Raw genomic sequence first — 25,638 nt, forward strand, 5'->3', positions numbered from 1 at the left:
TTCTCCGGGGGGTAACGTCATTGAGGTCAGCGGCGGAAAATCAGCGAGGTGTTGACGCCGCCAAAGGCAAAGTTGTTGTTCATCACGTACTCGCAACTCATCTGCCGGAATTCGCCGCGCAGGTAATCCAGCTCGCCGCAACGCGGGTCCACCGTGTCGAGGTTGAGGGTGTGCACGTAGAGGTCGCGGTTGAGCATCTCGATGCTGAACCAGGACTCCAGCGCGCCACAGGCTCCCAGGGTATGGCCGAGGAAACTCTTCTGCGAACTGATGGGCATCCGGCTGCCGAACAGGCTGCTGGTGGCCAGTGTTTCGGCAATGTCGCCCTGTTCTGTAGCGGTGCCGTGGCCGTTGACGTAACCGATGGCCGAAGGCTCAAGGCTGGCGTCTTCCAGGGCCAGCTCCATGGCCCGGCGCATGGTGGCCTGCTCCGGACGGGTGGTGTGCTGGCCATCGGCGTTGCTGCCGAAGCCGACGATTTCGGCATGGATATGCGCGCCACGGGCCAGGGCGTGCTCCAGCTCTTCGAGCACCAGCATGCCGCCGCCCTCGCCGATCACCAGACCGTCGCGGTCGCTGTCGTAGGGCCGCGGGCTGGTATGCGGGGCATCGTTTTTCAGGCTGGTGGCGTAGAGCGCGTCGAACACCATGGCTTCGGTTGGGCACAGCTCTTCGGCGCCGCCGGCGAGCATCAGCGGCAGGCGGCCGAACTTGATCGCCTCATAGGCGTAGCCGATGCCCTGGCTGCCGCTGGTGCAGGCGCTGGACGTCGGGATCAGCCGGCCCGTGAGGCCGAAGAAGATGCTGATATTGGCCGCGGTGGTGTGCGGCATCATGCGCACGTAGGAGTTGGCGTTGAGGCCTTCGGCCACCGAGTTCAGCAACATGTTGCCGAACGCCTTGATCTCGTCGGTGCTGCCGGTGGACGAGCCACAGGCCACGCCCATGCGCCCATCCTTGATCGACTCGTCGCCCAGCAGGCCGGCATCGGCCAGGGCTTGCTCGGCGGCCCCCACCGCGAGCCGCGACACCCGGCCCATGCTGCGCAGCTGCTTGCGGGTCCAGTGCGCCGGTACCTTGAAGTCGTCCACGGGGCCGGCCAGGCGGGTATTGAGCTCGCTGAAGCGATCCCATTCGTCCATCCGGCGAATGCCGCTGCGGTTGGCGCCGAAGTTGGCGACGATGGTGTCCCAGTCGCTGCCCAGCGAAGTGATGCCGGCCATGCCGGTGACGACCACACGTTTCATCAGACCAGGCCTCCGTTGACCGCCAGTACCTGGCGGGTGATGTAGGCGGCCTCGGCGGACATCAGGAAGTTCACCGCGCCGGCGACTTCCTCCGGGGTGCCCATGCGCTGGGCCGGGATCATCTTCAGCAGCTCGTCCACCGGCACGTTCTCGTCGAGCATGGCGGTGTCGATCAAGCCTGGCGCCACGCAGTTGACGGTGATCTTGCGTTTGCCCAGCTCGATGGCCAGGGCCTTGGCCGCGCCGATCAGGCCAGCCTTGGAAGCGCTGTAGTTGACCTGGCCACGGTTGCCGACCTGCCCGGACACCGAGGCGATGCAGACGATGCGCCCGGCCGCGCGGCGTCGGATCATCGGCATGATCAGCGGGTGCAGCACGTTATAGAAACCGTCGAGGTTGGTACGCAGTACGGTGTCCCAGTCGTCTTCGCTCAGGGCCGGGAACGCGCCGTCGCGGGTCAGGCCGGCGTTGAGCACCACGCCGTAGTAGGCGCCATGGGCTTCCACGTCGGCTTCGAGAACGGCCTTGCAGCTGGCGCGGTCGGTCACATCGAATTGCAGGATGCGCGCCTGGCGCCCCAGGGCCTCGACTTCGGCCTGCACGGCCTCGGCTTCGCTGCGGCCACTGCGGCAATGCAGGATCAGGTCATAGCCGGCCTGGGCCAGGCGCAGGGCGATGGCACGGCCGATACCGCGGCTGGAGCCGGTGACCAATATGGATTCAGTCATGGCTGGACTCCTGTTGATAAAGCGGGGGATTCGTTCAGGTAGCTGTCCGCCTGTGGCGGACAGAACACGTTGAGGCGGGCGCTGGCCTGGATGCCGGGGGCACTCAGGTGGCATTCGAATAGGCCCATGCCGTTGTCGTCCTGCAGGGAGCGCAAGGCGTGAATCTGCAGTTCGCTGCCGGCGGGGAAGTGTTCCACATTGCATTCGAACTTGCGCGTGCCGAGCAGGAACCCCAGCTCGACGGCCTGGCCTTTCTGGCGCGCATGGCAACCGGCGTAGGCGGCGACGCTCTGGGCCATCAGTTCGATGCCGACCCAGGCTGGCAGGCTGCCGTCGGCACGGTTGAACAGGCCATCGGGCTTGACGGTGAGGCGGGTGCGGATCTGCTCTTCATCGAACCCCAGGACCTGATCGATCAGGATCATGTCGCCCGCGTGGGGCAGCAGTTCGGCGAGCGGCCAGTCAATCATGGGGCGTCTCCGATAATCAGGCTGACGTTGTTGCCGCCGAAGGCAAAGGAGTTGCTCATCAGGCAGCGCGGAGCGTTCTGCTCCAGACGTGTGGTGGCGGTGACCCAATGCAGCGGCGGCAGTTGCGGGTCGGCCTGGGCGTCCCAGATATGGGGCGGCAGGGCGTGCGCGGCGTTGTCGCTGGACAGGCTCAGCCAGCAGAACGCCGCTTCCAGGGCTCCGGCGGCGCCCAGGGTATGGCCGCTCATGGGTTTGGTCGACGAGCAAGGCACGCCGGCCGGGAACAACTGGTCGACCGCCAGGCTTTCCATGGCGTCGTTGTGCTGGGTGGCCGTGCCGTGCAGGTTCAGGTAGCCGATCTGTGCGGCGTGCAGGCCGGCGTTGTGCAAGGCCTTCTGCATCGCTTGCAGGGCGCCGCGGCCACTGGGTTCGGGGGCGGAAATATGGTGCGCGTCGGAGCTGGCGCCGCCGCCGAGCAAGGCGATCGGTTGCGCGTCGAGGGTTTCCTTGCTCATCAGGAACAGCACGGCGGCTTCGCCGATATTGATGCCGTCGCGGTTGACCGAGAACGGATTGCAGCGCTGCGCGGACACCGCCTCCAGGGCCGAGAAACCGTTGAGGGTCAGCTTGCACAGGCTGTCGACGCCGCCGCACAGCACCGCGTCGCACAGGCCCAGGTCGAGCAGGCGGCGGGCGCTCATCAGGGCGCGGGCGCTGGAAGTGCAGGCAGTGGAAATCACATAGGCCGGGCCACTGAGGTCGAGCCAGTCGGCGAGAAAATTCGCTGGCGCGCCGAGTTCCTGCTGCCGGTAGTCGTAATCGGCCGGGAAGTGCCGGTCGCGCAGGTAATGGGCGATGCCGCGGCTGGCTTCGTCGATGCCCGAGGTGCTGGTGCCGAGGACGATGCCGATGCGGCTGTGGCCGTAGCGGGCGATGGCCCGGTCGATGTCGTCACGGATCTGCAGGGCGGCCTCCAGCAGCAGCTGGTTGTTGCGGCTGCCCTGTTGCCTCAGCGGCGGCGGCAGGCTCGCCAGCGGCCTCTGGACGGCGGCCACGGGCACGCTGCGCTCCGGCACCCAGCCGGCTTCGGCGCGCATGCCGGAGCAGTCGCCGGCAAACAGGCTGCGGGCCACTTGCTGCTTGTCGCGCCCAAGGGCACAGATCACCCCGAGGGCATTCAGGTAGGCCGTCATGAGGCGTTCTCGGCGGTCAGCGGGCTGATGTGGTAGTGCAAGCCACGAGGCAACTCCAGACGGAAGTCCAGAGCCTGGCGATAGCGGACCTGCCAGTGCGGGGCGAGGTCACGCTGCGCGCCGTGCTGCCGGGCGGCTGGATAATTATCTCGCAGTTCGCCCGCGGGCGTCAGGGCGAACAGCAATGCGGCGAACAGTTCGCGGGCCTCCGGGTTCGGCGGCAACAGGCCGTCGGCCTGCCAGCGACCGTCGATCAGTTGCTGGCGCGCCAGGGGAATGCCCAGCGGGTCAATCAGCGACCAGCGGATGCCCGGCCCTTCGGCCTGGATCACCAGCAGCCAGTCCTGGCGCTGCCCGGCCTGTTGCCGCTCGACGTGCAGTTGCAGCGGCAGGGCCAGGCTCGGGGTTTTCTCGGGCAGCGGCGGCTGGCTGGCGCAGGCGCTCAGCAACAGCAGGCAGCCGACGAGCAGGGCACGGATCATCCAGCGGCACCTTCGTGCAGGGGTTTGCGGGCAACCACATTGACCAGGGTTTCTTCCCGTTGGCCAAAGGGTTTCGGGCGGCGCAGGCCGAAACGTTCGAGCAGCCCGAAATCCTTGGCGCGGCTCCACCACAGATAGGGATAAGACACATTGCGTGGGGTGAATTCGAAACCCTGTCGGCGGATCATTTCCAGGTACTGCGCCGCGCTTTTCTGCACGTGCATCGGATGGCGGAACAGCCAGCGGATCACCCAGGTGTCGATGTAGGCCTCGGTGGATTCGGCGAACAGCAGGTAACCGCCCGGCTTGAGCACGCGATAGAACTCGGCCAGGGCTTTCTCCTGTTCCACCAGGTGGTGAAAGGTCTGGTGGCAGAACAGCAGGTCGACGCTGGCATCGGCCACGTCCAGGGTCGCGCAGTCGCTGCCGATCAGTTCGACCTGCAGGCCCTGGCGCGTTGCCTCTTCGCCGCTGAGCCTGAGGCTGTGCGGGTCGGCGTCCAGACCGATCAGGCGCCGCGGGGCGAACACCTGGCGCAGGTACTGGAACGACTTGCCCTGGCCGCAGCCGGCATCCAGCAGCACCGGGTTGCTCGGCGGCTGGTTGTCGAACAGGCGGCGCAGGTCGTTGATCGCCACCCGCAGCACATGGTGCTGCCAGGTATGGCTGCGCAGGAACCAGAAGCCGAAGCGGGTTTCCTCGACGTAGCTGGCGCTCAGGTACTGCGGCTGGGCGTCGTTCATGGAGCCTCCATGGCGCAGATTTCCGAGAGCATGCGCAGGCGGCGCTTGGGTTCGCTGACGAACGGGTTGCGTTCGTCCCAGGCATAACCGGCGAGGATCGAACTGATCATCCGGCGAATCTCCGGCGAGCTGCCCGGGTGGTAGATCACGTCCTGGAAGGTGCCGGCGTACCAGCCTTCGACGTAGCAGCGGAAGGTGTCGACGCCGCGCTTGAGGGGGATGGCGAATTCGCTTTCCCAATCCACGCTTTCGCCCTGCAACTGCCGATGCAGCACGGCGGCGGCCATGCTCGCCGAACGCATGGCGATGGTCACGCCGGAGGAGAACACCGGGTCGAGGAATTCCGCGGCGTTGCCCAGCAGCGCGAAGCCCGGGCCGTGCAGGGTCTTGACGTTGGCCGAGTAGCCGCCGATGGCCCGCGCGGGGGTATCCCAGACGGCGTTGTGCAGGACCTTGGCCAGGCTCGGGGTTTCCTCGATGAAACCGCGCAGGCACTGGTCCAGGTCGTCGCCACGGCCGTCGAAATGCTCCTTGGCCGCCACCACGCCGACCGAGCAGCGGCCGTTGCTGAACGGGATGGTCCAGAACCACACGTCGCGTTTGCTGGGGTGAGTGGTGATGAGGATTTTTTCCCGCTCAAAGGCCGGGCTGTCGATACGGTCTTCAATATGGGTGAACACCGCCTGGCGGACCGGGAAGTTCGAGGGCGCCTCCAGGTCCAGCAGGCGTGGCAGCACGCGGCCGTAGCCGCTGGCGTCGAGGACGAAGTCCGCTTCCACGCGGTACTCGCTGCCGTCTTCGCGCAGCACCTGCAGCTGCGGCCTGGCCAGGTTGAAGTCGGCGCTGACGATGGCCTCGCCATAACGCACTTCAACGCCTTGCAGGGCGGCCTGATCGGCCAGCAGCTTGTCGAAGTCGGCGCGTTGCACCTGAAAGGTGGTGGGCTTGCCCTCGCTGAAGGTGTCGCCGAAGTCGAAGGCGCTGTAGCGCTCGCCCCAGGCGAACGCGGCGCCGTTCTTGCGCTGGAAGCCCGCGGCGTTGACCGCCTCGAGCATGCCGGCCTCTTCGACGAAATCCAGGCAGTGGGACAGCAGGCTTTCACCGATCGAAAACCGTGGGAAATGCTGGCGCTCGACGATCAGCACGTCGTGGCCTTTGCCCTTGAGCAGCGCGGCGGCAATGGCGCCCGATGGGCCAGCGCCGATCACCACAATCTGGCGGCGTTCCATTTCAACTGTTGGCACTGGGGCTCCTTGCCGGTTCGGCGATGTTCGGGTTCAAAGGGACCAAAGGTGTTCGGTGCAGCCCGGCCAGGGCCGGCATCAGGGTGGCGATCAGGCCCATGAGCATCAGCGCGAAGTACAGCGCCGGGCTGATCAGCTGTTGTTGCAGCAGCAGGTTGAGAAAGACGATCTCGCTCAGCCCGCGAATGTTCAGCAGCAGGCTTTCCCGCCAGCGGCTGGCGCCCTTGAAGGAGGCGCCGGCCCAGCCCAGGCCGAGCCAGTTGCCGAGCAGCTTGCTGGCAATCGGCAACAGCAGCAAGGCCCCCAGCTGCACCCAGCCGAGGCTGTCCATGGCGCTGTGCACGTTGATCTGCACGATGCCGAACGTAAGGATCAGCGGGATGGCGATAAAGGTCTGCAAACGGCTCATCCAGGCTGCCTTTAACGGCAGCATCAGAGGCACCTTGAGGGCGGCCATGCACAGCAGGTAGCCGATGCCGAAAATCAGCGCGTTGAGCTTGTAGTGCTCGGCCACCACCAGCAGACCGAAGAAACCCAGGCTGTGCAGCAGCGGCTGGCGCAGGCCGAGGCCGCGCAGGAGCAGCGGCAGGCAGGCTGCGGCCAGTGGTAGCAGCAGGCTGCTCAGGTGCAGGCTGCCCTGGGCAACGCCGAACAGGGTCCAGCAACTGAGGTCGATGAGGATCGCGGTCTGTACCAGGCGCCGCGTGGCCAGCGGCGGGTAGTCGATGTGCCGCAGGTACAGGTACAGCACCGGAATCGCGGTAATGGCGAACAGCAGGCCCACCGCCAGGGAGCTCAGCCAGGGTTGCGCCGGCAACAGCCAGACCGCCGTGGCCAGGCCGCAGGCGAAGGGGATGGCGAAGCTCGGCAGGGCGATCTTCAGGCTCTGGCGGTCCAGGCGCAGGTCGATTACGTCGCTGAGGATATGCCCCAGTAGCAGGGCGAAACTCAAGCCGTACAGGTTCTTCAGCCAGGTCGGCGAGACCAGTTGGGCGCCACTCAGCTGCCAGTGCGGTTCGATCCAGAACAGCATCAGCAGCGGCAGGCCGAAGGTCGCCAGCAGCAACTGGCTGACGATCGGGATCAGGCCTAAACGGCTGCCGATACGGGTGGCGAGCGCGAACAGCAGCAGCACCATGAGCCAGAACAGGGCGGTCATCACAGGACGGGCTCCGTAACGGGCTGGCGATGGTGCTGGCGACCGGCCCAGGGCGCCAGGATAAAACTGAAGGCCAGGCCCAGGCTCACCGACAAGCCGAAGTTGCTGACCGCCGGGGTGCTGGAAATCGCCAGCAGGCCGAACGACAGCCAGGTGGTCAGCGCTGCAAGTAAGGTGCCGAGCAGGCTCACGGCGGCCCCGCCGACCTGTTCACGCATGAGGATGGCGTAGTCGACGCTGATGGCGGTCACCAGCAACAGGCCGAACAGGCTGAACAGGGTCAGCGGTTGCCCCAGCCAGCCCAGGCTGGAGAGGCTGCACAGGGCTGCCAGCAGCGGCAGGGCGACGAGGCGCAGGGCGCCACTGAGGCCGAACGGCAGGATCAGCAGCACAACGATCAGCACGCAGGAAGCGAGCTTGAGCTCGGCGGCGCTGACCTGGGTGGCGGCGAACACTTGGTTCAGGTCGCCCAGGCGGTCCACCAGTTGCACCCCCGGCAGATCCTGCGCCTGTATCCGCAGCAACTGTGGGTTGTTCAGCCCCTGCAGGCTGACCATCGCCGCCACGCCGTTATCGGTGGGGCCCAGCCACAGGGTGCGGTAAGGCTCGGCCAGCGGGCCTTGCAGGGCGCTGTCGATGTCTTCGCTGGGCAGCGCGCGCAAGTGCGCGAGTTCCGCGTTCAGGGCCGTGACCGGGACCCCGAGATCCAGCAACGGCTGCCAGTGCCGCGGCAGCTCGTCCAGGGCCTGGCGCAGGCGCTGTTGCTCGCTGGGCAGGCTCACCAGCTGGTTGAGCGACAGATAGCCCTGGAGTTTCTCCAGGTTGACCAGTTGCTCCAGGCGCTCGCTCAGGGCGCCGAGGCGTTCGAGCAGCTGTGGCTGATCGGCGCCGCGCACCAGGAAGAACTGGCTGGTGGGCTGGTAGCCGGTGATCCGCGCGATGGCCTGGGCTTCGTTGAGCAGTTGTGGCGGCGCGCCGATCCACTGGCGGATATCGTTTTTGCTCTCCAGCTGCCACAGGCCGCCGGCGCAGAAGGCGATCACCAGCGCCAGCAACCAGGGGCTGGACACGCGCTTGAGCAACTGGGTGCGCAGATTCAGTAGCCATTCGGCTACCCGCAGCGGCCATTGCGCCGGTTGCAATTCGACGCCGCGCAGCAGCGCCGGCAGCAGGCAGACCGCGCTCAGATAAGCACCCAGCAACCCGGCGGCGGAGAACACGGCAATCTGGGTCAGGGCCGGGAACGGCGTCCAGGCCAATGCCAGGTAGCCGATGCAACTGGTGGCCAGGCTCAGGGTCAGCCCCGGTAGGGTCAGGCGCAGCGCCGGCCAGCTGTGCCAGGGGCGCAGGTTCCAGCTCTTGGACAGGTAGTGCAGCGGGTAGTCGACGGCAACGCCGATCAGGCTCGAACCCAGCACCAGGGTCATCACGTGCATATGGCCGAAGAGGGCGACGCAGGCCACCGCGCCAAACAGCATGCCCACCAGCACCGGCACGAACGCCAACAACACCCGCCAGCGCCGGAAAGCCAGCAACAGCAGCAGGAGGATACCGACGGTGGCGCCGCCGCCGACCCAGGTGATCTCGCGGGAGGCCTGTTGCTGGCCGTTGGCGGCGTAGAGCAGGCCGCTGGCGGCCAGCAGCTGGACGTCGGCCTCGGCGGCCTGTTCGCGGCTGTGCTGGAGCAGGGCCGCCACTTGCAGCGGCAGTTGCATGTCGAAGGCGTTGCCGGTGGTGCGCGCCCGCAGCAGCACCCAGCTCTTGCCGTCGGCATCGGCGATCAGGGTGCCGCTGCCGATGTCCAGTTGCACCGCGCCACGTTGCGGCTGGCTGTTCTGGATGCGTCCGGTCAGGCCCAGCCAGTCGTCCTGGCTCGGGACCAGGCTGAAACTGTTGAAGGGGTCGAACAGCGCCTGGACGCGCTGCTGGATAAAGGTGTCGGGGTGCAAGATCAACTGCTGGCGGTCGGCGGCGCCAAGCATCGCCAGGCGCCCTTGCAGCAATTGCGTGCGCAGCGCCGGCAGGTCGGCCTGCAGGTTCCACTGAACCTTCTCGAACAGCCCGCTGGCCTGCCATTGCTCACCCAGGCGCTGGGCCATGGCGATGGCCTGCTGGCGCTCGGTGTGGCCCACCAGCACCAGCATTTCGCGGTTCAGCGGTTCCTGCATGCGTTGCTCGGCCTTGAGCTCCAGGGCATCGGGGTCGGTGCCCGGCACCAGCTCCATGAGGTTGGCCGACAGCGGCGCGCCATGACGCCATTGCCAGCCGGCCAGGGCCAGCACGGCCACCAGCAAGAGCAGGAACAGCCGCGGCCACCAGCGTTCACTCGGCAAAGTCATGTTGCTCCGCGTCGCTCAAGGGCTGGTTGCTGATGCTGTCGTGCATCTTCAGCACGGTGCTGTCGCCCTGGGTTTCCAGCAGCTCGATGCGCTGCACCAGTTCGCCACCGTCGATGTTGATCTGGTTGAACACCTGCTTGAGCAGCAGCGAACGTGGGGTCAGGGTCAGTTTCCAGGCCTTGGCGTCGCCGGCCAGGGCTAGCTCGAAGTCCCGTTGCAGGCCGCTGCTGTCGCCTTGCAGCACGGCGAGGAACAGGCGGTTCTGTTCGGCCCCGGCGCTCTTGTTCGGCAACATTTGCCAGCCGCTGCCCTCCCGGCGGGCGATGCCTTGGCCGGTGATGCGGTAGTCCTGTTGCAGCGGTGTTTTCAGCAGCCACAGCAGGCCATGGTTTTTCGCCAGGACGAAGCTGCCCTTGCTGGTCAGCGGCTGGGGCAGGGCGCGCAGGTGTTTCTCCTGGACGAAGCTGCCGTGGATCACCTCGGGCTTGGCCAACTGGTCGCTGAGCTGTTGCAGGTCGAAGGCATTGGCCAGCGAGCTGAAGCCGAGCGCCAACAACAAACCCAACAGCCTGTAGCCGCGGCCGCCTGGCTGCGATCGACTATGCAGCGGGCATGGCGTTTCGGTACTCAGGGTGTGCGGGTGCTGCGCACCCGATCGCAGGCTGCGCCAGCGGCTACAAAGGGTTCTCATGGCAGCATCCTTTCCACGGCATCGGTGAACACCTTGGGCGAGGCCAGTTGCATCTCGCGGCTGGCGATCTCCACCGCCACCTGCACCGAGCTGGCGCGGGTCAGGCGTTCGCCGGTTTCCAGGTCGCTGATCAGGTAGTTGATCTTCAGGCGGTTTTCCCACTCCACCAGGCTGGCGCGGACCTTGAGCTTCTGGCCGAACACCGCGCCGCGTACATAACGCAGTTGCAGGTCGATCACCGGCCAGGCATAGCCGGAATCGCGCATCTGCTGGTAGTTGTGGCCGAGCTTGTCGAGCAGGGCGCAGCGCGCCACTTCCAGGTACTTCACGTAATGCCCGTGCCAGACCACATGCATGGTGTCGACGTCGAAAAACGGCACCTGGATCTCGGTGTCCGCGTGCAGCACGCCCCGACTACGCATGCAGCCTCCAGTGTTGCTCGGCAATGCGTTGCAGGCACAGGCGCAGTTCGCCTTCCAGGGCGCGGTCCTCGATCACCGGTGGGAAGTCCTTGGCCAGCTCTTGGTGCATGGCCGCCAGGGCCGGCGGCAACGGCCGCGCGTCGTCGGCCCGGCCGCGCAGCCAGACGCCTTGGTTGGCGGCCAGCAGGGTAGCGGCGGCGACCTGTTCGGTCAGTTCCAGCACACGGATTGCATCGCGGGCAGCGATGGTGCCCATGCTCACCTTGTCCTGGTTGTGGCATTCGGTGGAGCGCGAGAACACGCTGGCCGGCATGGTGTTTTTCAGCGCTTCGGCGGTCCATGCGCTGGTGCCGATCTGCACCGCCTTGAAGCCGTGGTTGATCATGGCGCGGTCCGCCGGGGCGCCGGACAGGTTGCTCGGCAGGCCATGGTTGTAGCGCTCGTCCACCAGCAGCGCGAGCTGACGGTCCAGCAGATCGGCGACGTTGGCCACCAGGTTCTTCAGGCTGTCCATGGCGAAGGCGATATGCCCGCCGTAGAAGTGCCCGCCGTGCAGCACGCGTTCGGCTTCGGCGTCGATGATCGGGTTGTCGTTGGCGCTGTTCAGCTCGGTCTCGATGAAGCCGCGCAGCCAGCCCAGGCTGTCGGCCAGCACGCCCAGCACATGGGGCGCGCAACGCAGCGAGTAGCGGTCCTGCAGGCGGTGCAACGGCGCGGTCGGCGCGTCGATGGCCAGGTCCTGGCGCAACCAGGCGGCGACTTGCATCTGCCCCGGGTGCGGCTTGGCGGCGAACAGGCGCTCGTCGAAGTGCTCCGGGTTGCCCTGCAAGGCGACCACGTTCAGTGCGGTGATGCGCGTGGCCAGTTGCAGCAGGTAGTCGGCGCGGGCGAAGGCCAGGCAGGCCAGGCCGGTCATCACTGCGGTGCCGTTCATCAGTGCCAGGGCTTCTTTCGGCCGCAGTATTAGCGGCTCCCAGCCCAGCTCGCGGTGTACCTCGGCCGAGGTCCGGCGCTCACCGCGGAATATCACCTCACGCTCGCCGGACAGGGTCGCGGCCACGTAGGACAACGGCGTCAGGTCGCCGCTGGCGCCCACCGAACCCTCTTCGGGGATCAGCGGCAGGATGTCGTGTTCGAGGAACGCCTGCAGGCGCTCCAGCAGTTCCACGCGCACCCCGGACACGCCATGGCACAGCGACTGCAAGCGCGCCGCCAGTACCGCGCGGGTGGCTTGCGCGTCCAGCAGCTTGCCCAGGCCACAGCCGTGGAAGGTGTACAGATGACGGGGCAGCGCCTCGACGTGCTGCAGCGGCACCGCGACCACGCAGGAGTCGCCGTAGCCGGTGGTCACGCCGTAGATCACGCCTTCCTTGTCCAGCAGCGAATCGAGGAATTGCGCGCCCTTGGCGATGCGCTGGCGGAATGCGCTGTCGCCTTGCAGTCGGGTCGGCGCCTGACGGTTGGCCAGGGCCAGCACGTCTTCGATGCGCAAAGGGAGTTCGCCGAAGGTTACCGGCTCAAGCGGATGCGTCGTCATCGGTCTTCCAGAAAGGGTAAAAGTTGAACCATTGGTGCGGGGCTTCGAGGCAATGGTGACTCAGGCGCTGCGCATAGCGGGTGGCCCACTGATGAATGACCTGCTCGCGCTCGCGGCGCGTCCACGTCACGCTGTCGGCGAACGGTTCGAGGGTCAGGCGATAGTGGCCGTCCGGTTGTTTCAGGCACATCAGCAGATTGACCGGGCACTTGAGCAAACCGGCCAGCAACCATGGGCCTTGCGGAAACGCTGCCGGGTGGCCGAGAAAGTCCACGGTGACGCTGCGCCCACCGTGCAACGGCACGCGGTCGCCGGCAATCGCCAGCCATTCGCCGCGCTCCAGGCGTTCGTGCAGTTGCAGCATGATCACCGGGTCCAGTTCACTGACCTGAATCAGGCGCAGATTGGTCGCTCCGGCTTCACCCAGCAAGCGGTTGAATTGCTCGGCGTGCTTGGTGTGCACCAGTACGTTCATGGTGACCTTTTCGCCGATCTCGGCCAGCGCCCGGCACACCTCAAGGTTGCCCAGGTGCGCGCCGACCAGCAGTTGCCCGCGACTGCCGCGCAACTGATCGCGCAGCAATGCCGGGTCGATGATCTCGATCTGCTCGATACGGATCTTGCCGTTCCACACGTCGAGCTTGTCGAGCAGCGAATCGGCGAACGCCATGAACTGGTGGAACACGCGCCAGTAACTCGGGCGCAATTCGGCGCGGTTGCTCCAGTCAGCCAGCCGTTGCTGGTATTGCCAGGCACTGTTGCGCGCGGTACGGCCGAACAGGAAGAAATACAGGACGATGCCGTACAGCAGTGGACTGAGCAGGCGTCGGCCAAGCATCTTGGCGGCGAATGCGGTGAATTTCATCAGCAGGAAGCTGCCGCGTTCCTCACGGTCGGCCCAGTGCTTCTTGTCGGTCTCCACACTCATGTGCGCCACCGTCGCCAGAGGATCAGCGGCGCGCGCAGCAACATGCCGAAGAACAGCCGGGCGTGCATGCTGGAAATCAGGAGGTTGTCGTGGAACAGGCGAAAGTGCGAAAGGCCATCCGCCGGGTAACGGACCTGGGTCGGCAACCAGCGCATCGGCTGGTTGCGCCAGGCCAGGCGCACCAGGATATCGGTATCGAAATCCATGCGCCGGCCGATCTTCACCGAGTCGATCAGCGCCAGGACAGGCGGCAGGGGGTAGACCCGGAAGCCGCACATGGAGTCGGGGATCTGCAACGACAGGGTATTGATCCAGACCCAGACGTGGGTCAGGTAGCGCGCATAAAAACGGCCCTTGGGCACGCTGGCGTCGTACTGTGGATAACCGCAGACCAGTGCTTCGGGGTGGGTGCGGGAGGTGGCGATAAAGTTATCCACATCGCGCAGGTCGTGCTGGCCGTCGGCGTCCACTTGCAGGGCGTGGCTGAAACCCAGGCGCGAGGCTTCGTGCAGCCCGGCCATGACTGCGCCGCCCTTGCCCTGGTTGACCGCGAGCTTGACCAGGAATACCTGTTCGCGCTCGGCCAGCTGTTCCAGCACGGCGGCGCAGGCCGGGCTGCTGGCGTCGTCCACCAGCACACAGGGCAGGCCGCTGGCGAGCAGGGCCTCGACCACCGCCGGCACGGCGGCTTCATGGTTGTAGACCGGGATGACGGCGCAAGGGTTATGCATGGAAGTTGCCTCCCGGGCGTCCGCTGCGCGGCCGATCGCAGCCTTCGGCAGCGGCTACACAAAGCCGCTGGGGGCTGCGCTCGCCTGGCGCCCATAACTTATCCACAGGCGTTCTCCAGCAGGATGCGGCCGCTGGAGCAGGCGGCGGTGTCATTGCGATAGGCGAAGTAGAGTTTGCCGCGCTCATGATCGAAACGCAGGTGCAATTGCACCTGGTCGCCGGGGCGCACCAACTGCTGGAACTTCAGCACTTCCATGCCGGCAAAGCGCCCCGGCAGATCGAGCAACTGCTGGCCCAGCGCCAATGCCCAGTCCACCTGGACCACGCCCGGCAGCACCGGGGTCTGGGGGAAGTGGCCACTGAAGTAGGCCAGGTCCGGCGGGATCGCCAGTTGCAGGCTCCATTCGCCGTCGGCTTCGAGCTGTTCCAGCACTTCCGGCGCCCGTGGGCGCGGGGCCAGCAGCAGGGCTTCGACATCGGCCTGGGGCAGCTTGCCCTGGCTGTTCAGGGGCAACTGGCGCAGCAGGCGCCAGCGGCGCGGTAGCGCCAGGGCCTCGCAATGCTGGCTCAGGTGCTGGCGCAGCGCTTGGGTGAGGGCCCTGCGACCCTGATTGCGCAAGGCGTGCAGGCCTTGTTCGCTGAGGACCAGCAGCGCGCCGAGGGAAGCGCGGTTTTCCCGGACCACCCCAAGGCGCGCTTCGGCGACCCAGGCATGCTCGGCCAGGGCCTGTTCCAGCATCGGCAGGGAAATGCGTTTTTCTTCCAGCTTGACGATCCGGTCCAGGCGCCCGAGCAGCTCGAAACGCCCATCTGTGGCGATGCGCGCGGCATCGGCGGTGTGTTCGATATGCCCGGTCGGCAGGTAGGGCGAGGCGATCAGCAGGGCGCCGTCGCTGTCCTGGCTCAGTTCGACCCCGGCGAAGGCTTGCCACAGGCTGTCGCCCTGGCGCCAGGCGATGCCGCCGGTTTCCGAGCTGCCGAGGATCTCCGTTGGCCATTGTCCAAGACGCTGGTGCAGGCCTTGCGCGGCGTCGGCAGGCAGCGCGCCGCCGGAGGAAAACACCCGGCGCACCGGGCTCAGGGCCGGCCAGTCGAGGTTGTCGCCCATGCGCTTGAGCAAGGCCGGGCTGGCGACCCAGGCAAAGGCCGGGTGTTCGCGGCTGGCGCGCTGCAGGTCTTCCGGGAACGGCAACTGCCGACGGACGAAGGTGCGCCCGGCGCAGAGCGGCCAGAGCACACGGAACAGCAGGCCGTAGATATGTTGGGTGGCGACGCTGCCGATGATGCAGGCCTGGCCCAATCCCTTGCCCCACAGTTGCTCCAGGGCCTCGACTTCGTTGGCCAGCTGGCGCAGGGATTTATCGATGCGCTTGGGTTCGCCGCTGGAGCCGGAGGTGCACAGGCTCAGGCGGCAGCCGTCGAGATCGAGTTCGGCGGCGGGCAATGGCACTTGGTCGAAGTCGACCAAGTGGGCATCGCCCGGCTGGTCGGTCAGCCACAGATCGACCTGGGTCGCCCAGCGTTGCCGGGTCTGCGGTTGCAGGTCGGCGGGCAGCAGTACGCTGACCCCGGCGCGCCAGGCACCGAGCAGGGCGATGGCCAGTTCGGCGGCATCTTCCAGATGCAGGGCCAGGCGCTGTACGCCCCTGGCCTGCAAGCCCGCGGCCAGGCTCAGGGCCTGGTGCCGCAGGTGGCTGTGATCGAGTGTCGGCTCGAGCGTGACGGCCCGTTCCGGCAACGACTTGAGCAGCAACTGCTCAAGTTTTATCCAATTCATGCGCGGCCTCGTACGCGTTGTCGTAACAGCCATTCAATGGCAAACAGCAAACCCATCAACCCGTAGGAGATCAGGCCGTTGTACAACGTCCACCAGCTCAGCGGCGCCCATAGGGTCAGGGCCGCGGCGAGCAATCCGTTACAGAGGAAAAACACACTCCAGGCGACAGTCACCTGGCGGGTATAGCGAATCGCCTTTTCCGGCAGCGCAGGCTCGCTGAGGCGAGCCAGGCGTTCAGCCACCGGCGGGCCGTATTTCAGGCTCAGGCCGAACAGCGTGAGCATGAAGCCGCTGATCAGCACCGGGTACCAGCGCAGTAACAACGGGTTATCGAACAGCGCCAGCAGCAGGCAGAAGGCCAGGGCGGCGCCCGCCATCCACAGGCTGCCGGGACGCCGTTCGCCGGTCAGCGCCCGGGCCAGCCACAGGCTGCCGAGCAACAGGCCGAACTGCCAGGGAGCGAAATGCTCCATGCCGAAATACACCGCGAAGGGATACAACAGGCCTGCCAGCAGCAGGCCAAGGCCGATCAGCCGGCTCATGCGGCCGGCTGGACCAGACGGTATACCGCCTCGACCACGTCATTGACGGTACGCACCGACTTGAATTCCTCGGCGGCGATTTTCTTGCCGGTCTTGCGCTTGATGTGATCGATCAGGTCGACGGCGTCGATGCTGTCGATTTCCAGGTCCTGATACAGATTGGATTCCAGGCTTACGCGTTCCGGTTCCAGTTCGAAGAGTTCCACCAGGGCATCACGCAGGGTGTTGAAGATGTCGTCACGAGTTTGCATGGTCCGGTCTCAAGCTGCCTGTTTTGCAGTGACGAATGCCGCAAGGCTCGCCACGTTGGTGAAGTGATTGCGGGTGTCCTTGGCGTCGGCGTCGATCTTGATGCCGTAGCGTTTCTGGATCGCCAGGCCCAGCTCCAGGGCGTCGACCGAGTCCAGGCCCAGGCCTTCACCGAAGAGCGTCTGCTCGTTGCCGATGTCTTGCACGCTGATGTCTTCGAGGCCCAGGGCATCGATGATCAGCATTTTAATTTCCTGGTGCAGATCGCTCATCTTCGGCGAGCTCCTTAATGAAGTAGTGATGCAAATAATCGTTGAGCTTGCGCGAGGCCTGCGGCGCGGGGCCCTGGGCGGCAAAGGCATACGGGTCTATATCGGCTCCGACGCGAAAACTGAAGTGCACGCGGCGCATCGGGATGCGATACCAGGGTTCGGCCTTGGTCAGGGTGGTCGGGCTGACCTTGATGATCACCGGGGTGATGATTCTCGCACCCCGCAAGGCGATTGCCGCGCCCCCCCGATGAAAGGCCGGCGCCTGGCCCGGCGGGGTGCGGGTGCCCTCGGGGAAAATCACCAGGGTCTGGCCGTTGCGCAGGGCTTCGCCGGCGGCGTCGAGCATGTCCATGCTGCCGTCGTTGCTGATGTATTCGGCTTCGCGTATCGGGCCGCGAGTGAACGGGTTCTGCCACAGGCTCTGCTTGACCACGCAGTTGGCGTTGCGCACCAGGCCGATGAGAAAGACCACGTCGATCAGCGATGGGTGGTTGGCAATGATCATTTGTCCGGGGCGGCCGAGCTTTTGTGCGCCTTCGACTTCATAGGTCAGCACGCCGCTGCGGGCCATGAAACGGATGAACAGCCAGAACAGCCGGCCGATGGTGCGACGCGCGCGCTGGCGATGTGCTTCGGCGTCGCCGGGCAGGCAGGCGAGCAGCGGGAAAATCACCAGGCGCAGGCACAGGCCGCCCAGGCCGAACAAGGCGAAGCTTGCCGCGGTGGCGACCAGGCGCCAGTAGTAGGCGTCGCGGGGCTTTGTATTTACAGGTTGCGTTGCCAGTTCCATACACGGTTCTTCCAGGCATGTTGGCAAAAGGTTTGCTCGCCGAGCAGGGTACGCAAGAGATTCAGGGCATGGGGCCACTCGGCGCGCGGCGCTCCCTCGGTGGCGGTACCGAGCGTCAGTTGCCACTGCTGGCCGGGGGTCAGCAACAGGCCGACCGCATAGGGGAAGGGCACGTCGTCGATCCAGGTGGCATAGGCGGCGGGCGGCTGCTCTTCGGTGACCACCAGCAGCACCGCCGGGGCGCCTTCCCCAAGCAGCGCCGCGGCCTCTAGCATGCCGTGTTCGAGGCCGTCGCCGGCAGCGGCGAGGGCGGTCATTTCGCTGGTTTCGCCACGCATGATCGACCACAGGCCGATCACCGCGTTGTGCACCGAGAGGCTGAACTGGGTCGGGGACAACGGCTGGTCGGCCGCCAGGTCGCTGAGGATGTCGAAGGTGCGCGGCGTTTCGCCATGCCGGGAAATAAAGACCAACGGTAGCTGTTCCAGGCCTTCGGCCAGCGGCCAGCCCACGCTAAAGGCCATGCGCGCCAGACGGCTGAGGCGCCGGCGCTGCATGGCCGGTAGAAACGACACGTCCGGGGCCGCATCACTGCTCTGGAGCACGACCGGCTGTCGGCTCCAAGCCTGCCAATCGTCCACGCTTTCGAGCCCAGGGGCCCACGCGCGCCATTGGGCGATGTTGAAGTTGATCACTTGAAAATTCATCCCGCCCCTGCGGGCTTACTTGACGTGGTCAGGCGCTTAGATCGCAGACTCACCTGGCACGGAGCTACAGCCGAGTGGCGCGCATTATCCCGGTGTGACTGGCTGGTAGCAAACATTGGTTATGTTTCACTCAGTGAAAATGACCCATTCGACAGGAGAAAAGTGTCATTTAGCCATTATTGAGCGGCACCGGGTGGGCGCACGCAGACTTTCAGAAAGTCTAGGCCGATTCCGGTCATTGCAACGGGCTTGGCGCTCTGTCGTCAGCGAGGTAGCGAAGCAGCGGTACTGGCTACTACACTCGGTGATCTTTGAGGCAGGGAGGTTCTGACATGCGGCGCGTGGTGTTCAATCAGAAAGGGGGAGTCGGCAAGTCGAGCATTGCCTGCAATCTGGCGGCCGTAAGTGCCAGCGAGGGGTATCGCACACTGCTGGTGGACCTGGATGCCCAGGCCAACTCCACTCAATACCTCACCGGCCTGACCGGCGATGACATCCCCATGGGGATCGCCGACTTCTTCAAGCAGACCCTGTCTTCCGGACCGTTCTCGAAGAAGAACCAGGTCGATATCTACGAAACGCCGTTCGACAACCTGCATGTGGTGACGGCCACCGCCGAGCTGGCGGATCTGCAGCCCAAGCTTGAGGCGAAGCACAAGATCAACAAGCTGCGTAAACTGCTGGACGAGTTGGCCGAGGACTACGACCGGATCTACCTGGACACCCCGCCGGCCTTGAACTTCTATGCGGTTTCGGCGCTGATTGCCGCCGATCGCGTATTGATTCCCTTCGACTGCGACAGCTTTTCCCGCCAGGCGCTGTACGGCCTGCTGGCGGAAATCGAAGAACTCAGGGACGACCATAATGAGGATTTGCAGGTCGAAGGCATTGTGGTCAACCAGTTCCAGGCCCGCGCCAGCCTGCCCCAGCAAATGCTCGATGAACTGATCGCTGAGGGCCTGCCGGTATTGCCGGTGTACCTGGCCAGTTCGGTGCGCATGCGCGAATCCCACCAGGCCAGCCTGCCGCTGATCCACCTCGACCCCCGGCACAAACTGACCCAGCAGTTCGTCGACCTGCACAACCTGCTGGAAAGCGCCTGACCTTCCACCTAGGGTTCAAGGCACTTTTGAAATAGCGGTCAGATGCCCTGGCTGCGCAGCCAGCTCATCAGTTGCGGTAACGGGAAGGCGCCACTCTGGCGTGCCACTTCCCGTCCGTTCTTGAACAGAATCAGGCTCGGAATCGAGCGAATTCCCAACTGCGCCGACAATTGCTGGTTGGCCTCGCTATTGAGCTTGGCCAGCCGGCACTTGCCTGCCAATTGCGCCGCCGCCTGCTCGAACACCGGCGCGAAGGATTTGCACGGCCCGCACCAATCCGCCCAGACATCCACCAGCAACGGCAGGTCGCCCTTGATCTGGCTGGCGTAGTCGCCTTGTTTCAGCTCGAAAGGCTGGTTCAGCAATACCTGGCCTTTGCAGCGTCCGCATTTGGGCTGATCGCCCAGGCGCTCGGCGGGGATGCGGTTGAGGCCGTTGCAGTGGGGGCAGGGGATCAGTAGTGGATCGGACATGAGGGGGGGCTCCAGGAGAGTGGGCGATGGGCGTTATCTGGAGTCTGGCGCGGGGTTTATCAAGCGAGGGGCGGGTCTGTTGCATTCCTTCATACATCTTTGAGCTGCGTGGCGGCTGGCGAATCTAGGCTGAAACGGAGCCGCGGGTTTATGCCGTTGGTCTGTTCAGGCGCATAGCAACTTGCTATGGCGCGCTTCCGACACTACCGTCTATAGCAATATGCGATAGGGACATTGCATGCATATCATCACCGCCAAGCGAATCTGGGAGGCCAAGAGCCGCTGGCCACAATCGGCCAATGCGCTGGAAACCTGGTACAGAAAAGCCAAAAGCCTCAATCCGGCCGATTTTGCAGCCATCAAGGCGGTATTTCCGGCCACCGACAAAGTGGGGGCGTTTCACGTCTTCGATATTGGTGGCAACAAGTTACGAATCATCGCCGTGGTGCGTTATGAAGTACGACGTCTCTATATCAGGCACGTGCTGGACCATCACGAATACGACAAAGGCAGGTGGAAGGAGGAAACCAGATGAACGTTCTGGTGAAGCAGGCGGCGGATCATTGGCATTTCGTGGCGCCTGTGTTGCGTAAACCCAAGACCGAAGCCGATTACGATGCATTGGTCGCGGCGCTGGATGAACTGCTGGATCTCATGGGAGAGGACGAGAACCATCCAGTGACTTCGCTGGTGGACATCATCGGCGACTGGATCGAAGCCTACGACGAAGAGCATCGACCGATGCCGATAGCCAGTGGTGTTGACGTCTTGCGCTCCCTGATGCACGAACACGGCCTGACCCAGAGCGATCTGCCAGGCGTGGGTGCACAGTCGGTGGTTTCGGAAGTATTGAGCGGCAAGCGCCAGCTCAACCTGCGGCAGATCCGCTGGCTGGCCGAGCGCTTCGGTGTTTCGGCCGAGGTCTTTATCTGAGGGTCAGGACGAGCAACTGATTTCCAGGTGCTTGCCCCATTCGGGCGGTCGTTCGGCGTAGCTGTCCATGCCGGCCTGTTGTTCGAACGGCTTGCTCAGTACCGCGTGCAGGCGGCGCACCTCGGAGTAATCCCCTTGTTCGGCGGCGTCGATAGCCTTCTGTGCCAGGTAATTGCGCAGGATGTACAGCGGGTTGACGGCGTGCATGCGTTCCCGGCGCAACTCCTGACCCTGGACCGGATCACGGGCGACCCGGGCCTTGTACAGATCGGCCCAGGCATCGAAGCCCTGGCGGTCGACGAAGTCGTCGCGCAGCCGGGCCACGGCCAGTTCCGCCGACTCATCCCCCAGGTGGCGGAAGAACAGGCTGTAGTCCACGCCGCTGCCCTGCATCAGTTGCAGCAGCCGTTCCACCAGCTTCTGATCCTCGTCTTCGGCGTTGGTCAGGCCGAGGCGGCGGCGCATCAGGTCCAGGTAATGGGCCTGGAACAATGGCAGGAACAGGCCGAGGGTTTCCCGCAGGGCCTCGACACTGATGAAAGGCGTCAGCGCCTGGGCCAGGGCGCTGAGGTTCCACTGGCCGATCGGCACCTGGTTGCTGAACGAGTAGCGCCCCTGGTCATCGGAATGGTTGCAGATGAAATGCGCATCGAAATCGTCGAGGAAGGCGAACGGCCCGAAGTCGAAGGTCACGCCGAGGATCGACATGTTGTCGGTGTTCATCACCCCGTGGCAGAAACCGTAGGCCTGCCATTTGGCGATCAGTTCGGCATTGCGCTCGACCACTTCGCGGAACATCGCCAGGTAAGGTTCCGGCTGCTCCAGGCACGCGGGAAAGTGCATGGCCAGCACGTGCTCGCCCAGCTGTTTCTGCTGCTCGGGGCGTTTTGTGTAATAGAAGTATTCGAAGTGGCCGAAGCGGACATGGCTGGGCGACATGCGCAGCAGCATCGCCGCGCGCTCCTGTTTCTCGCGCCAGACCGGGGTGTCGGAGCCGATCACGCACAGCGCCCGGGTGGTTGGAATACCCAGGGCGTGCAGCGCTTCGGAAGCCAGGAATTCGCGGATCGACGAACGCAGTACGGCGCGGCCATCGCCCATGCGCGAGTAGGGGGTCTGGCCGGCACCCTTGAGGTGCAGGTCCCAGTGCTCGCCGGCGGCGTTGTACACCTCGCCCAGCAGCAAGCCGCGACCATCGCCCAACTGAGGGTTGTAGGAGCCGAACTGATGCCCGGAATAAACCATCGCCCGGGGCTCGGCTTCAGCCCACAGCTTGTGCCCGCCGAACAGTTCGGCGAATACCGGGCTTTGCGCGACCTCGGGGTCCAGGTCCAGCAGCGCCATGGCCGCCGGGCTGGCCACCACCAGGCGTGGGCGGTCGATCGGCTCGGGCAGTACATGGGTTGAGAACGCATCGCCCAGGCGGGCGAAGCGATTGTCGAAGGTCAGTTCGTCGAGGGCTTTCAACGGCCATCTCCAGCAGAATGTCCGAGCATTCTGCTAGGGATAGCGTCCTTAGTCGAGCCTGCTGGGGGGCGGTTCCTGCAGCGGTTTGCCGTCGGGCAGCGGGACAATGGTCTTGGTCTCCGGCTCGATGGGCACCATCTTGTATTCCTGGCCATGGAGGTTCTTCAGGTAGACCTCCATCTGGCGGAACGAGATGTTGATGTGCTGCTTCTTGAACTCGCGGTTGATGAAGCGGTTGACCTCGTCGAGCACCGGGTTGCGGTCCCCCAGCTCGCGCACGTGCATGCGCAATTCGTGGTCCAGGGTGCTTTCGCCGAAGTTGAGGAAGTACACATGGGGCTCGGGTTCTTTCAGTACCCGCGGGTTATCGCGGGCCGCCTTGAGCAGCAGTTCCTTGACCAGGTCCAGGTCCGAGCCATAGTCGACGCCGAGCTTGAGGGTCACCCGGGTGACGGTGTCGGTCAGCGACCAGTTGATCAGTTGCCCGGTGATGAAGGTCTGGTTCGGGACGATGATGTCCTTGCGATCGAAGTCGGTGATGGTGGTGGCGCGGATGCGGATCTTGCTCACCGTGCCCGACAGGTTGCCGATGGTGATGGTGTCGCCGATGCGCACCGGCCGCTCGAACAGGATGATGATGCCGGAAATGAAGTTGGCGAAGATCGCCTGCATGCCGAAGCCCAGGCCCACCGACAGCGCAGCCACCAGCCACTGCAACTTGTCCCAGCTGACGCCGAGGGTCGACAGGGTCGAGACGAAGCCGACGCCGGCAATCACATAGGACAGCAGCGTGGTGGTCGCGTAGGCGCTGCCCTGGGCCAGGTTCAGCCTGGACAGCACCAGCACCTCCAGCAGCCCCGGCAGGTTACGCGCCAGGGCGAAGGTGATGCCGACGATGATCAGCGCGCCGAGCATGTCGCCGATGCTGATGGGCACCATGCTCATGTTGGCGCCGGTGCCGCTGGTGTATTCGTAGAGGGTGATGTTGTCCAGGTAGGAGAACACGCTGATCAGGTCCGACCAGACCCAGTACAGCCCGGCCATGAAACCACCGAGCAGGGCCAGGCGGATCAGGCGCAGGGACTGTTCGTTGACCTTCTCGATGTCCAGGGTCGGCTCTTCGACCACCGCTTCGCCGTCGCCGCTTTCCTTGGCGGCCTGGCGTTTGGCCAGGGCCCGCTGGTAGGCCAGGCGCCGGGCGGCGACGCTCAGTCCGCGGACGAAAGTGGCTTCGATCACCAGCCAGAACATCAGCAGGTACAGGGTATTGATCAGGCGGTCGCTGAGCTTCAGCGCGGTGTAGTAGTAGCCGAAGCACACGGCGATGAACAAGGCGATCGGCAGCGCGGTGAAGAGCACCGCCACCGCCTTGCGGAACAGCGAGGCGTTCTGGTGCGTCGGGCTGCTCAGCAGCAGGCGGCTGAGCAGCCAGGCCATCAGGGCGTAGCAGGTCAGGACCACGGCGATGCCGAGCACGTCATCGGCCAGCGCCGCCGGTTGATGTTCGGCCACGGCGACCACGGCCACCAGGGCCATGACCACCAGCCCGAGGCGGCGGATCCAGCCCTGGAGGAACTCGACCTGGGGCTTTTCCCAGCGAAAGTGCAGTTCCGCCACGCCGCCGGGGGCGAGGATCCGGTAGGCGGTATAGAACACCAGCCAGGCCTGGGCCATCTGCAACAGCGCCGCGCCGAGGTTGGCGTTCTGTCCGCGGGCGTCGATCTGCAAGGCCAGGCCGCACAGCGCCAGGCCGAGGGCGACCGGCATCGCCAACAGGATGTTGACCAGGATCGCCTGTGGCGTGTGCCATTGGCTGTCGCGCTTGAAGTGACCGATGTCCTTGTGAACCTTGGTCAGGCGCAGGTACAGGTTCTTGCGCCGCCACAGCAGGGCCGCGATCAGGAGCAGCAATGGCAGGAACAGCAGCGGCCGTTGCGCCAGGCCGTCGGCCAGCTCGCTGAGGCTGGACGACCAGGGCAGGGTGGTGACCTGTTTTTCCAGGCGCAGCGGTATGGTTTGCAGCCATTCGGCATCCAGCGGCTTGTTGCTGGGAATCCAGAACATCTGTTCGTCGAGGGTCGCGCGCAGGCTTTGCGAGGTGCTCAGCAGTTGCTTCTGATTGAGCTGCAGGGTGATGGATTCGTTGAGCAGGGCGCTCAGCTCGCGGCTCAGGCGTTCCAGCAGGTCGGCACGGGTGACGGCCAGGTCCAGCAGGGTTTTGCGCAGCTGCGGGGTGATTTGCTCGGACGGCTGGGTGGCCAGCAGGTTATCGACATAGCCGCTGGGGCTGCTGATCAGCTCGCGTTGCTGGTTGACCTCGAACTGATACAGGCGGATGTCGGCGATCTGGTCCGCCAGGTCGCGGTCGAGCCGCAGGTGCGGCAGCGCCTGCTTCTGTTTATAGAGGATCTTCGACAGCAGCAGGCTGCCCTTGAGCACGCTGATCTGCTCGTCCAGCGCGGCATCGCTCTGGGTCACGCTGTCGAGTTGCTGCTTGGTCTGCAGGTTCTGCTGGGTCAGCTCATTGAGGCGGTCGGTGCTTTTGAGCAGATAGTCGGAGAGCTTCAGGTTGGCCGCGCTTTCGGTGGCCAGGAGGCTGCTGCTGCCGGCCTTTTGCGCTTCGATCGATTGCTGGGTGACGGTTTCCTGGGACTGGGCCAGGCGCTTCTGGTTGATCAGGGTCTGCAGGTCCTGGATTTCCTGCTCCAGGCGCGCGGTCTTTTCCATCAGCAGGTCATGCTGGCTGTTGCCCAGGTCCTGCAGCTGGCTGTTGCCGGCCAGCTCCTGGCGGCGCAACGGGATCAGCGCGTTGATCGCCGCCAGTTCGGCATTGAGCTGATTGCGCTGGTCGGCATTGATCGGCTTGCCGGAGTCCTTGCCGTTCTTGAGGATCGTATTGATCTGCTGGGTGCGGGTCTGGCTGCTGCTGATCTCGGCCTGGGCGCGTTCGGGGCGGGTCTGCGCGGTAATGGCCAGGCTGTTGGCCTCGGCCAGGGCTTTCTGCATGTCACCCTGCTGGGTGGTGCGTTCGGTCAGCAGTTGTTCGAGCTGCGACACCGGCAGGTTGGCGTAGCGCTGGGCCACCGGCACCACCTTGGTGGCTTTCAGGCGGGTCAGCTCGCGCTGGTTTTCGCTGGTCTGGCGCGGTGCATTGCTCAGCTGCTGCTTGAGGTCGTTCAGGCGCTGCTCGTAATCCTGCTTGTTCGACAGCTGGGTCAGCGTCTGTTGCAGCACCGCTTGCAGGGCCTTTTGATCGGCCTCCGGCAATTTGCGCTCGGCGATTTTATCCAGGCTCTGCTGGACGGACTCGGCACTGGGCGGCTCGGCCGCTTGCAGTGGGCCGACAGAAAGGCTCAGGCCCAGCAGGGCAATGGCGAAAAGGGTACGCAGGGTTGGCATAGAGACCGGTC

General features: G+C 65.0%; 26 protein-coding genes. 3 read left to right on the plus strand and 23 right to left on the minus strand.

Features of this window, described 5'->3' with window-relative positions; genetic code table 11:
- Positions 1 to 26 precede the first annotated feature (26 nt).
- The 20 genes from CRO75_RS01695 to CRO75_RS01790 form a co-directional block, all read right to left on the minus strand.
- On the minus strand, positions 27 to 1,247 hold the full coding sequence (locus CRO75_RS01695; RefSeq protein WP_097134254.1) for a beta-ketoacyl-ACP synthase: 1,221 nt from the start codon (positions 1,245 to 1,247) through the stop codon (positions 27 to 29).
- On the minus strand, positions 1,247 to 1,975 hold the full coding sequence (gene fabG / locus CRO75_RS01700; RefSeq protein WP_097134255.1) for a 3-oxoacyl-ACP reductase FabG: 729 nt from the start codon (positions 1,973 to 1,975) through the stop codon (positions 1,247 to 1,249). Before fabG ends, CRO75_RS01695 begins: the two co-directional genes overlap by 1 nt.
- Entirely contained in the window at positions 1,972 to 2,445 is a 474-nt protein-coding gene (locus CRO75_RS01705; RefSeq protein WP_097134256.1) for a hotdog family protein, read from the minus strand. Before CRO75_RS01705 ends, fabG begins: the two co-directional genes overlap by 4 nt.
- Positions 2,442 to 3,638 (minus strand): beta-ketoacyl-[acyl-carrier-protein] synthase family protein, encoded by a 1,197-nt coding sequence (locus tag CRO75_RS01710; RefSeq protein ID WP_097134257.1) that lies wholly within the window; start codon positions 3,636 to 3,638, stop codon positions 2,442 to 2,444. The genes CRO75_RS01705 and CRO75_RS01710 overlap by 4 nt, the downstream gene beginning before the upstream one ends.
- Positions 3,635 to 4,120 (minus strand): DUF3261 domain-containing protein, encoded by a 486-nt coding sequence (locus CRO75_RS01715; RefSeq protein WP_085533544.1) that lies wholly within the window; start codon positions 4,118 to 4,120, stop codon positions 3,635 to 3,637. The genes CRO75_RS01710 and CRO75_RS01715 overlap by 4 nt, the downstream gene beginning before the upstream one ends.
- The gene (locus CRO75_RS01720) at positions 4,117 to 4,863 is read right to left on the minus strand and encodes a class I SAM-dependent methyltransferase (RefSeq protein WP_097134258.1); all 747 of its coding nucleotides are present in this window, start codon (positions 4,861 to 4,863) and stop codon (positions 4,117 to 4,119) included. The genes CRO75_RS01715 and CRO75_RS01720 overlap by 4 nt, the downstream gene beginning before the upstream one ends.
- Complete coding sequence (locus CRO75_RS01725; protein WP_097134259.1) at positions 4,860 to 6,107, minus strand: NAD(P)/FAD-dependent oxidoreductase; 1,248 nt, start codon at positions 6,105 to 6,107, stop codon at positions 4,860 to 4,862. Before CRO75_RS01725 ends, CRO75_RS01720 begins: the two co-directional genes overlap by 4 nt.
- The gene (locus CRO75_RS01730; protein WP_097134260.1) at positions 6,094 to 7,269 is read right to left on the minus strand and encodes a sodium:proton antiporter; all 1,176 of its coding nucleotides are present in this window, start codon (positions 7,267 to 7,269) and stop codon (positions 6,094 to 6,096) included. Before CRO75_RS01730 ends, CRO75_RS01725 begins: the two co-directional genes overlap by 14 nt.
- Positions 7,266 to 9,605: an MMPL family transporter gene (locus tag CRO75_RS01735; protein ID WP_097134261.1), complete on the minus strand. Its 2,340-nt coding sequence runs from the start codon at positions 9,603 to 9,605 to the stop codon at positions 7,266 to 7,268. The genes CRO75_RS01730 and CRO75_RS01735 overlap by 4 nt, the downstream gene beginning before the upstream one ends.
- Positions 9,589 to 10,173: an outer membrane lipoprotein carrier protein LolA gene (locus CRO75_RS01740; protein ID WP_053259373.1), complete on the minus strand. Its 585-nt coding sequence runs from the start codon at positions 10,171 to 10,173 to the stop codon at positions 9,589 to 9,591. Before CRO75_RS01740 ends, CRO75_RS01735 begins: the two co-directional genes overlap by 17 nt.
- A gap of 119 nt (positions 10,174 to 10,292) precedes the next feature.
- Positions 10,293 to 10,718, minus strand: a complete 426-nt coding sequence (locus CRO75_RS01745) for an acyl-CoA thioesterase (protein WP_085533552.1) — start codon at positions 10,716 to 10,718, stop codon at positions 10,293 to 10,295.
- A complete protein-coding gene (locus CRO75_RS01750; RefSeq protein WP_097134262.1) occupies positions 10,711 to 12,255 on the minus strand; it encodes an aromatic amino acid ammonia-lyase in 1,545 nt (514 codons plus the stop codon). Before CRO75_RS01750 ends, CRO75_RS01745 begins: the two co-directional genes overlap by 8 nt.
- Entirely contained in the window at positions 12,236 to 13,183 is a 948-nt protein-coding gene (locus CRO75_RS01755) for a glycosyl transferase (protein ID WP_097134263.1), read from the minus strand. The genes CRO75_RS01750 and CRO75_RS01755 overlap by 20 nt, the downstream gene beginning before the upstream one ends.
- On the minus strand, positions 13,180 to 13,914 hold the full coding sequence (locus CRO75_RS01760) for a glycosyltransferase family 2 protein (RefSeq protein WP_097134264.1): 735 nt from the start codon (positions 13,912 to 13,914) through the stop codon (positions 13,180 to 13,182). Before CRO75_RS01760 ends, CRO75_RS01755 begins: the two co-directional genes overlap by 4 nt.
- Before the next feature lie 98 nt (positions 13,915 to 14,012).
- Positions 14,013 to 15,692 (minus strand): acyl-CoA synthetase family protein, encoded by a 1,680-nt coding sequence (locus CRO75_RS01765; protein WP_097134265.1) that lies wholly within the window; start codon positions 15,690 to 15,692, stop codon positions 14,013 to 14,015.
- Entirely contained in the window at positions 15,689 to 16,234 is a 546-nt protein-coding gene (locus CRO75_RS01770; protein ID WP_097134266.1) for a hypothetical protein, read from the minus strand. The genes CRO75_RS01765 and CRO75_RS01770 overlap by 4 nt, the downstream gene beginning before the upstream one ends.
- Positions 16,231 to 16,485 carry an acyl carrier protein gene (locus CRO75_RS01775; RefSeq protein ID WP_007926835.1) on the minus strand — a complete coding sequence of 85 codons (255 nt, stop codon included), beginning with the start codon at positions 16,483 to 16,485 and terminating at the stop codon, positions 16,231 to 16,233. Before CRO75_RS01775 ends, CRO75_RS01770 begins: the two co-directional genes overlap by 4 nt.
- A 9-nt stretch (positions 16,486 to 16,494) precedes the next feature.
- Positions 16,495 to 16,755, minus strand: coding sequence for a phosphopantetheine-binding protein (locus CRO75_RS01780; protein WP_007926834.1), 261 nt, complete (start codon positions 16,753 to 16,755; stop codon positions 16,495 to 16,497).
- Positions 16,730 to 17,545, minus strand: a complete 816-nt coding sequence (locus CRO75_RS01785) for a lysophospholipid acyltransferase family protein (protein ID WP_097134267.1) — start codon at positions 17,543 to 17,545, stop codon at positions 16,730 to 16,732. The genes CRO75_RS01780 and CRO75_RS01785 overlap by 26 nt, the downstream gene beginning before the upstream one ends.
- Entirely contained in the window at positions 17,521 to 18,252 is a 732-nt protein-coding gene (locus tag CRO75_RS01790; RefSeq protein ID WP_097134268.1) for a beta-ketoacyl synthase chain length factor, read from the minus strand. Before CRO75_RS01790 ends, CRO75_RS01785 begins: the two co-directional genes overlap by 25 nt.
- Positions 18,253 to 18,584: 332 nt before the next feature.
- On the opposite strand from CRO75_RS01790, the gene CRO75_RS01795 reads away from it, so the two are divergent.
- A complete protein-coding gene (locus CRO75_RS01795; RefSeq protein ID WP_009041850.1) occupies positions 18,585 to 19,355 on the plus strand; it encodes a ParA family protein in 771 nt (256 codons plus the stop codon).
- Positions 19,356 to 19,393: 38 nt separating this feature from the next.
- On the opposite strand, the gene trxC is transcribed toward CRO75_RS01795, so the two are convergent.
- Positions 19,394 to 19,828: a thioredoxin TrxC gene (gene trxC, locus CRO75_RS01800; protein WP_097134269.1), complete on the minus strand. Its 435-nt coding sequence runs from the start codon at positions 19,826 to 19,828 to the stop codon at positions 19,394 to 19,396.
- Positions 19,829 to 20,066: 238 nt separating this feature from the next.
- Here trxC and CRO75_RS01805 point away from each other — a divergent pair, with 238 nt between their 5' ends.
- Both CRO75_RS01805 and CRO75_RS01810 read left to right on the plus strand, forming a co-directional pair.
- A complete protein-coding gene (locus CRO75_RS01805; protein ID WP_097134270.1) occupies positions 20,067 to 20,363 on the plus strand; it encodes a type II toxin-antitoxin system HigB family toxin in 297 nt (98 codons plus the stop codon).
- Positions 20,360 to 20,761: a transcriptional regulator gene (locus CRO75_RS01810; RefSeq protein ID WP_097134271.1), complete on the plus strand. Its 402-nt coding sequence runs from the start codon at positions 20,360 to 20,362 to the stop codon at positions 20,759 to 20,761. The genes CRO75_RS01805 and CRO75_RS01810 overlap by 4 nt, the downstream gene beginning before the upstream one ends.
- A gap of 3 nt (positions 20,762 to 20,764) precedes the next feature.
- Here CRO75_RS01810 and CRO75_RS01815 read toward each other — a convergent pair whose 3' ends face one another.
- Positions 20,765 to 22,228, minus strand: coding sequence for a protein adenylyltransferase SelO (locus tag CRO75_RS01815; protein WP_097134272.1), 1,464 nt, complete (start codon positions 22,226 to 22,228; stop codon positions 20,765 to 20,767).
- 48 nt (positions 22,229 to 22,276) lie between these two features.
- Complete coding sequence (mscK, locus tag CRO75_RS01820) at positions 22,277 to 25,627, minus strand: mechanosensitive channel MscK (protein WP_097134273.1); 3,351 nt, start codon at positions 25,625 to 25,627, stop codon at positions 22,277 to 22,279.
- Positions 25,628 to 25,638: the final 11 nt, after the last annotated feature.

It is taken from the genome of Pseudomonas sp. LAMO17WK12:I10 (genome assembly GCF_900215185.1).
GTDB lineage: Bacteria > Pseudomonadota > Gammaproteobacteria > Pseudomonadales > Pseudomonadaceae > Aquipseudomonas > Aquipseudomonas chlororaphis.

Bases quoted from the DNA above. Each gene is read 5' to 3' on its own strand.
- CRO75_RS01705 (WP_097134256.1), bottom strand. From the start codon at position 2,445: ATGATTGACTGGCCGCTCGCCGAACTGCTGCCCCACGCGGGCGACATG.
- CRO75_RS01755 (WP_097134263.1), bottom strand. From the start codon at position 13,183: ATGAGTGTGGAGACCGACAAGAAGCACTGGGCCGACCGTGAGGAACGC.
- CRO75_RS01710 (WP_097134257.1), bottom strand. From the start codon at position 3,638: ATGACGGCCTACCTGAATGCCCTCGGGGTGATCTGTGCCCTTGGGCGC.
- CRO75_RS01795 (WP_009041850.1), top strand. From the start codon at position 18,585: ATGCGGCGCGTGGTGTTCAATCAGAAAGGGGGAGTCGGCAAGTCGAGC.
- fabG (WP_097134255.1), bottom strand. From the start codon at position 1,975: ATGACTGAATCCATATTGGTCACCGGCTCCAGCCGCGGTATCGGCCGT.
- CRO75_RS01805 (WP_097134270.1), top strand. From the start codon at position 20,067: ATGCATATCATCACCGCCAAGCGAATCTGGGAGGCCAAGAGCCGCTGG.
- CRO75_RS01780 (WP_007926834.1), bottom strand. From the start codon at position 16,755: ATGAGCGATCTGCACCAGGAAATTAAAATGCTGATCATCGATGCCCTG.
- CRO75_RS01695 (WP_097134254.1), bottom strand. From the start codon at position 1,247: ATGAAACGTGTGGTCGTCACCGGCATGGCCGGCATCACTTCGCTGGGC.
- CRO75_RS01735 (WP_097134261.1), bottom strand. From the start codon at position 9,605: ATGACTTTGCCGAGTGAACGCTGGTGGCCGCGGCTGTTCCTGCTCTTG.
- CRO75_RS01720 (WP_097134258.1), bottom strand. From the start codon at position 4,863: ATGAACGACGCCCAGCCGCAGTACCTGAGCGCCAGCTACGTCGAGGAA.
- CRO75_RS01760 (WP_097134264.1), bottom strand. From the start codon at position 13,914: ATGCATAACCCTTGCGCCGTCATCCCGGTCTACAACCATGAAGCCGCC.
- CRO75_RS01745 (WP_085533552.1), bottom strand. From the start codon at position 10,718: ATGCGTAGTCGGGGCGTGCTGCACGCGGACACCGAGATCCAGGTGCCG.
- CRO75_RS01810 (WP_097134271.1), top strand. From the start codon at position 20,360: ATGAACGTTCTGGTGAAGCAGGCGGCGGATCATTGGCATTTCGTGGCG.
- CRO75_RS01765 (WP_097134265.1), bottom strand. From the start codon at position 15,692: ATGAATTGGATAAAACTTGAGCAGTTGCTGCTCAAGTCGTTGCCGGAA.
- mscK (WP_097134273.1), bottom strand. From the start codon at position 25,627: ATGCCAACCCTGCGTACCCTTTTCGCCATTGCCCTGCTGGGCCTGAGC.
- CRO75_RS01775 (WP_007926835.1), bottom strand. From the start codon at position 16,485: ATGCAAACTCGTGACGACATCTTCAACACCCTGCGTGATGCCCTGGTG.
- CRO75_RS01785 (WP_097134267.1), bottom strand. From the start codon at position 17,545: ATGGAACTGGCAACGCAACCTGTAAATACAAAGCCCCGCGACGCCTAC.
- CRO75_RS01790 (WP_097134268.1), bottom strand. From the start codon at position 18,252: ATGAATTTTCAAGTGATCAACTTCAACATCGCCCAATGGCGCGCGTGG.
- CRO75_RS01770 (WP_097134266.1), bottom strand. From the start codon at position 16,234: ATGAGCCGGCTGATCGGCCTTGGCCTGCTGCTGGCAGGCCTGTTGTAT.
- CRO75_RS01750 (WP_097134262.1), bottom strand. From the start codon at position 12,255: ATGACGACGCATCCGCTTGAGCCGGTAACCTTCGGCGAACTCCCTTTG.
- CRO75_RS01715 (WP_085533544.1), bottom strand. From the start codon at position 4,120: ATGATCCGTGCCCTGCTCGTCGGCTGCCTGCTGTTGCTGAGCGCCTGC.
- trxC (WP_097134269.1), bottom strand. From the start codon at position 19,828: ATGTCCGATCCACTACTGATCCCCTGCCCCCACTGCAACGGCCTCAAC.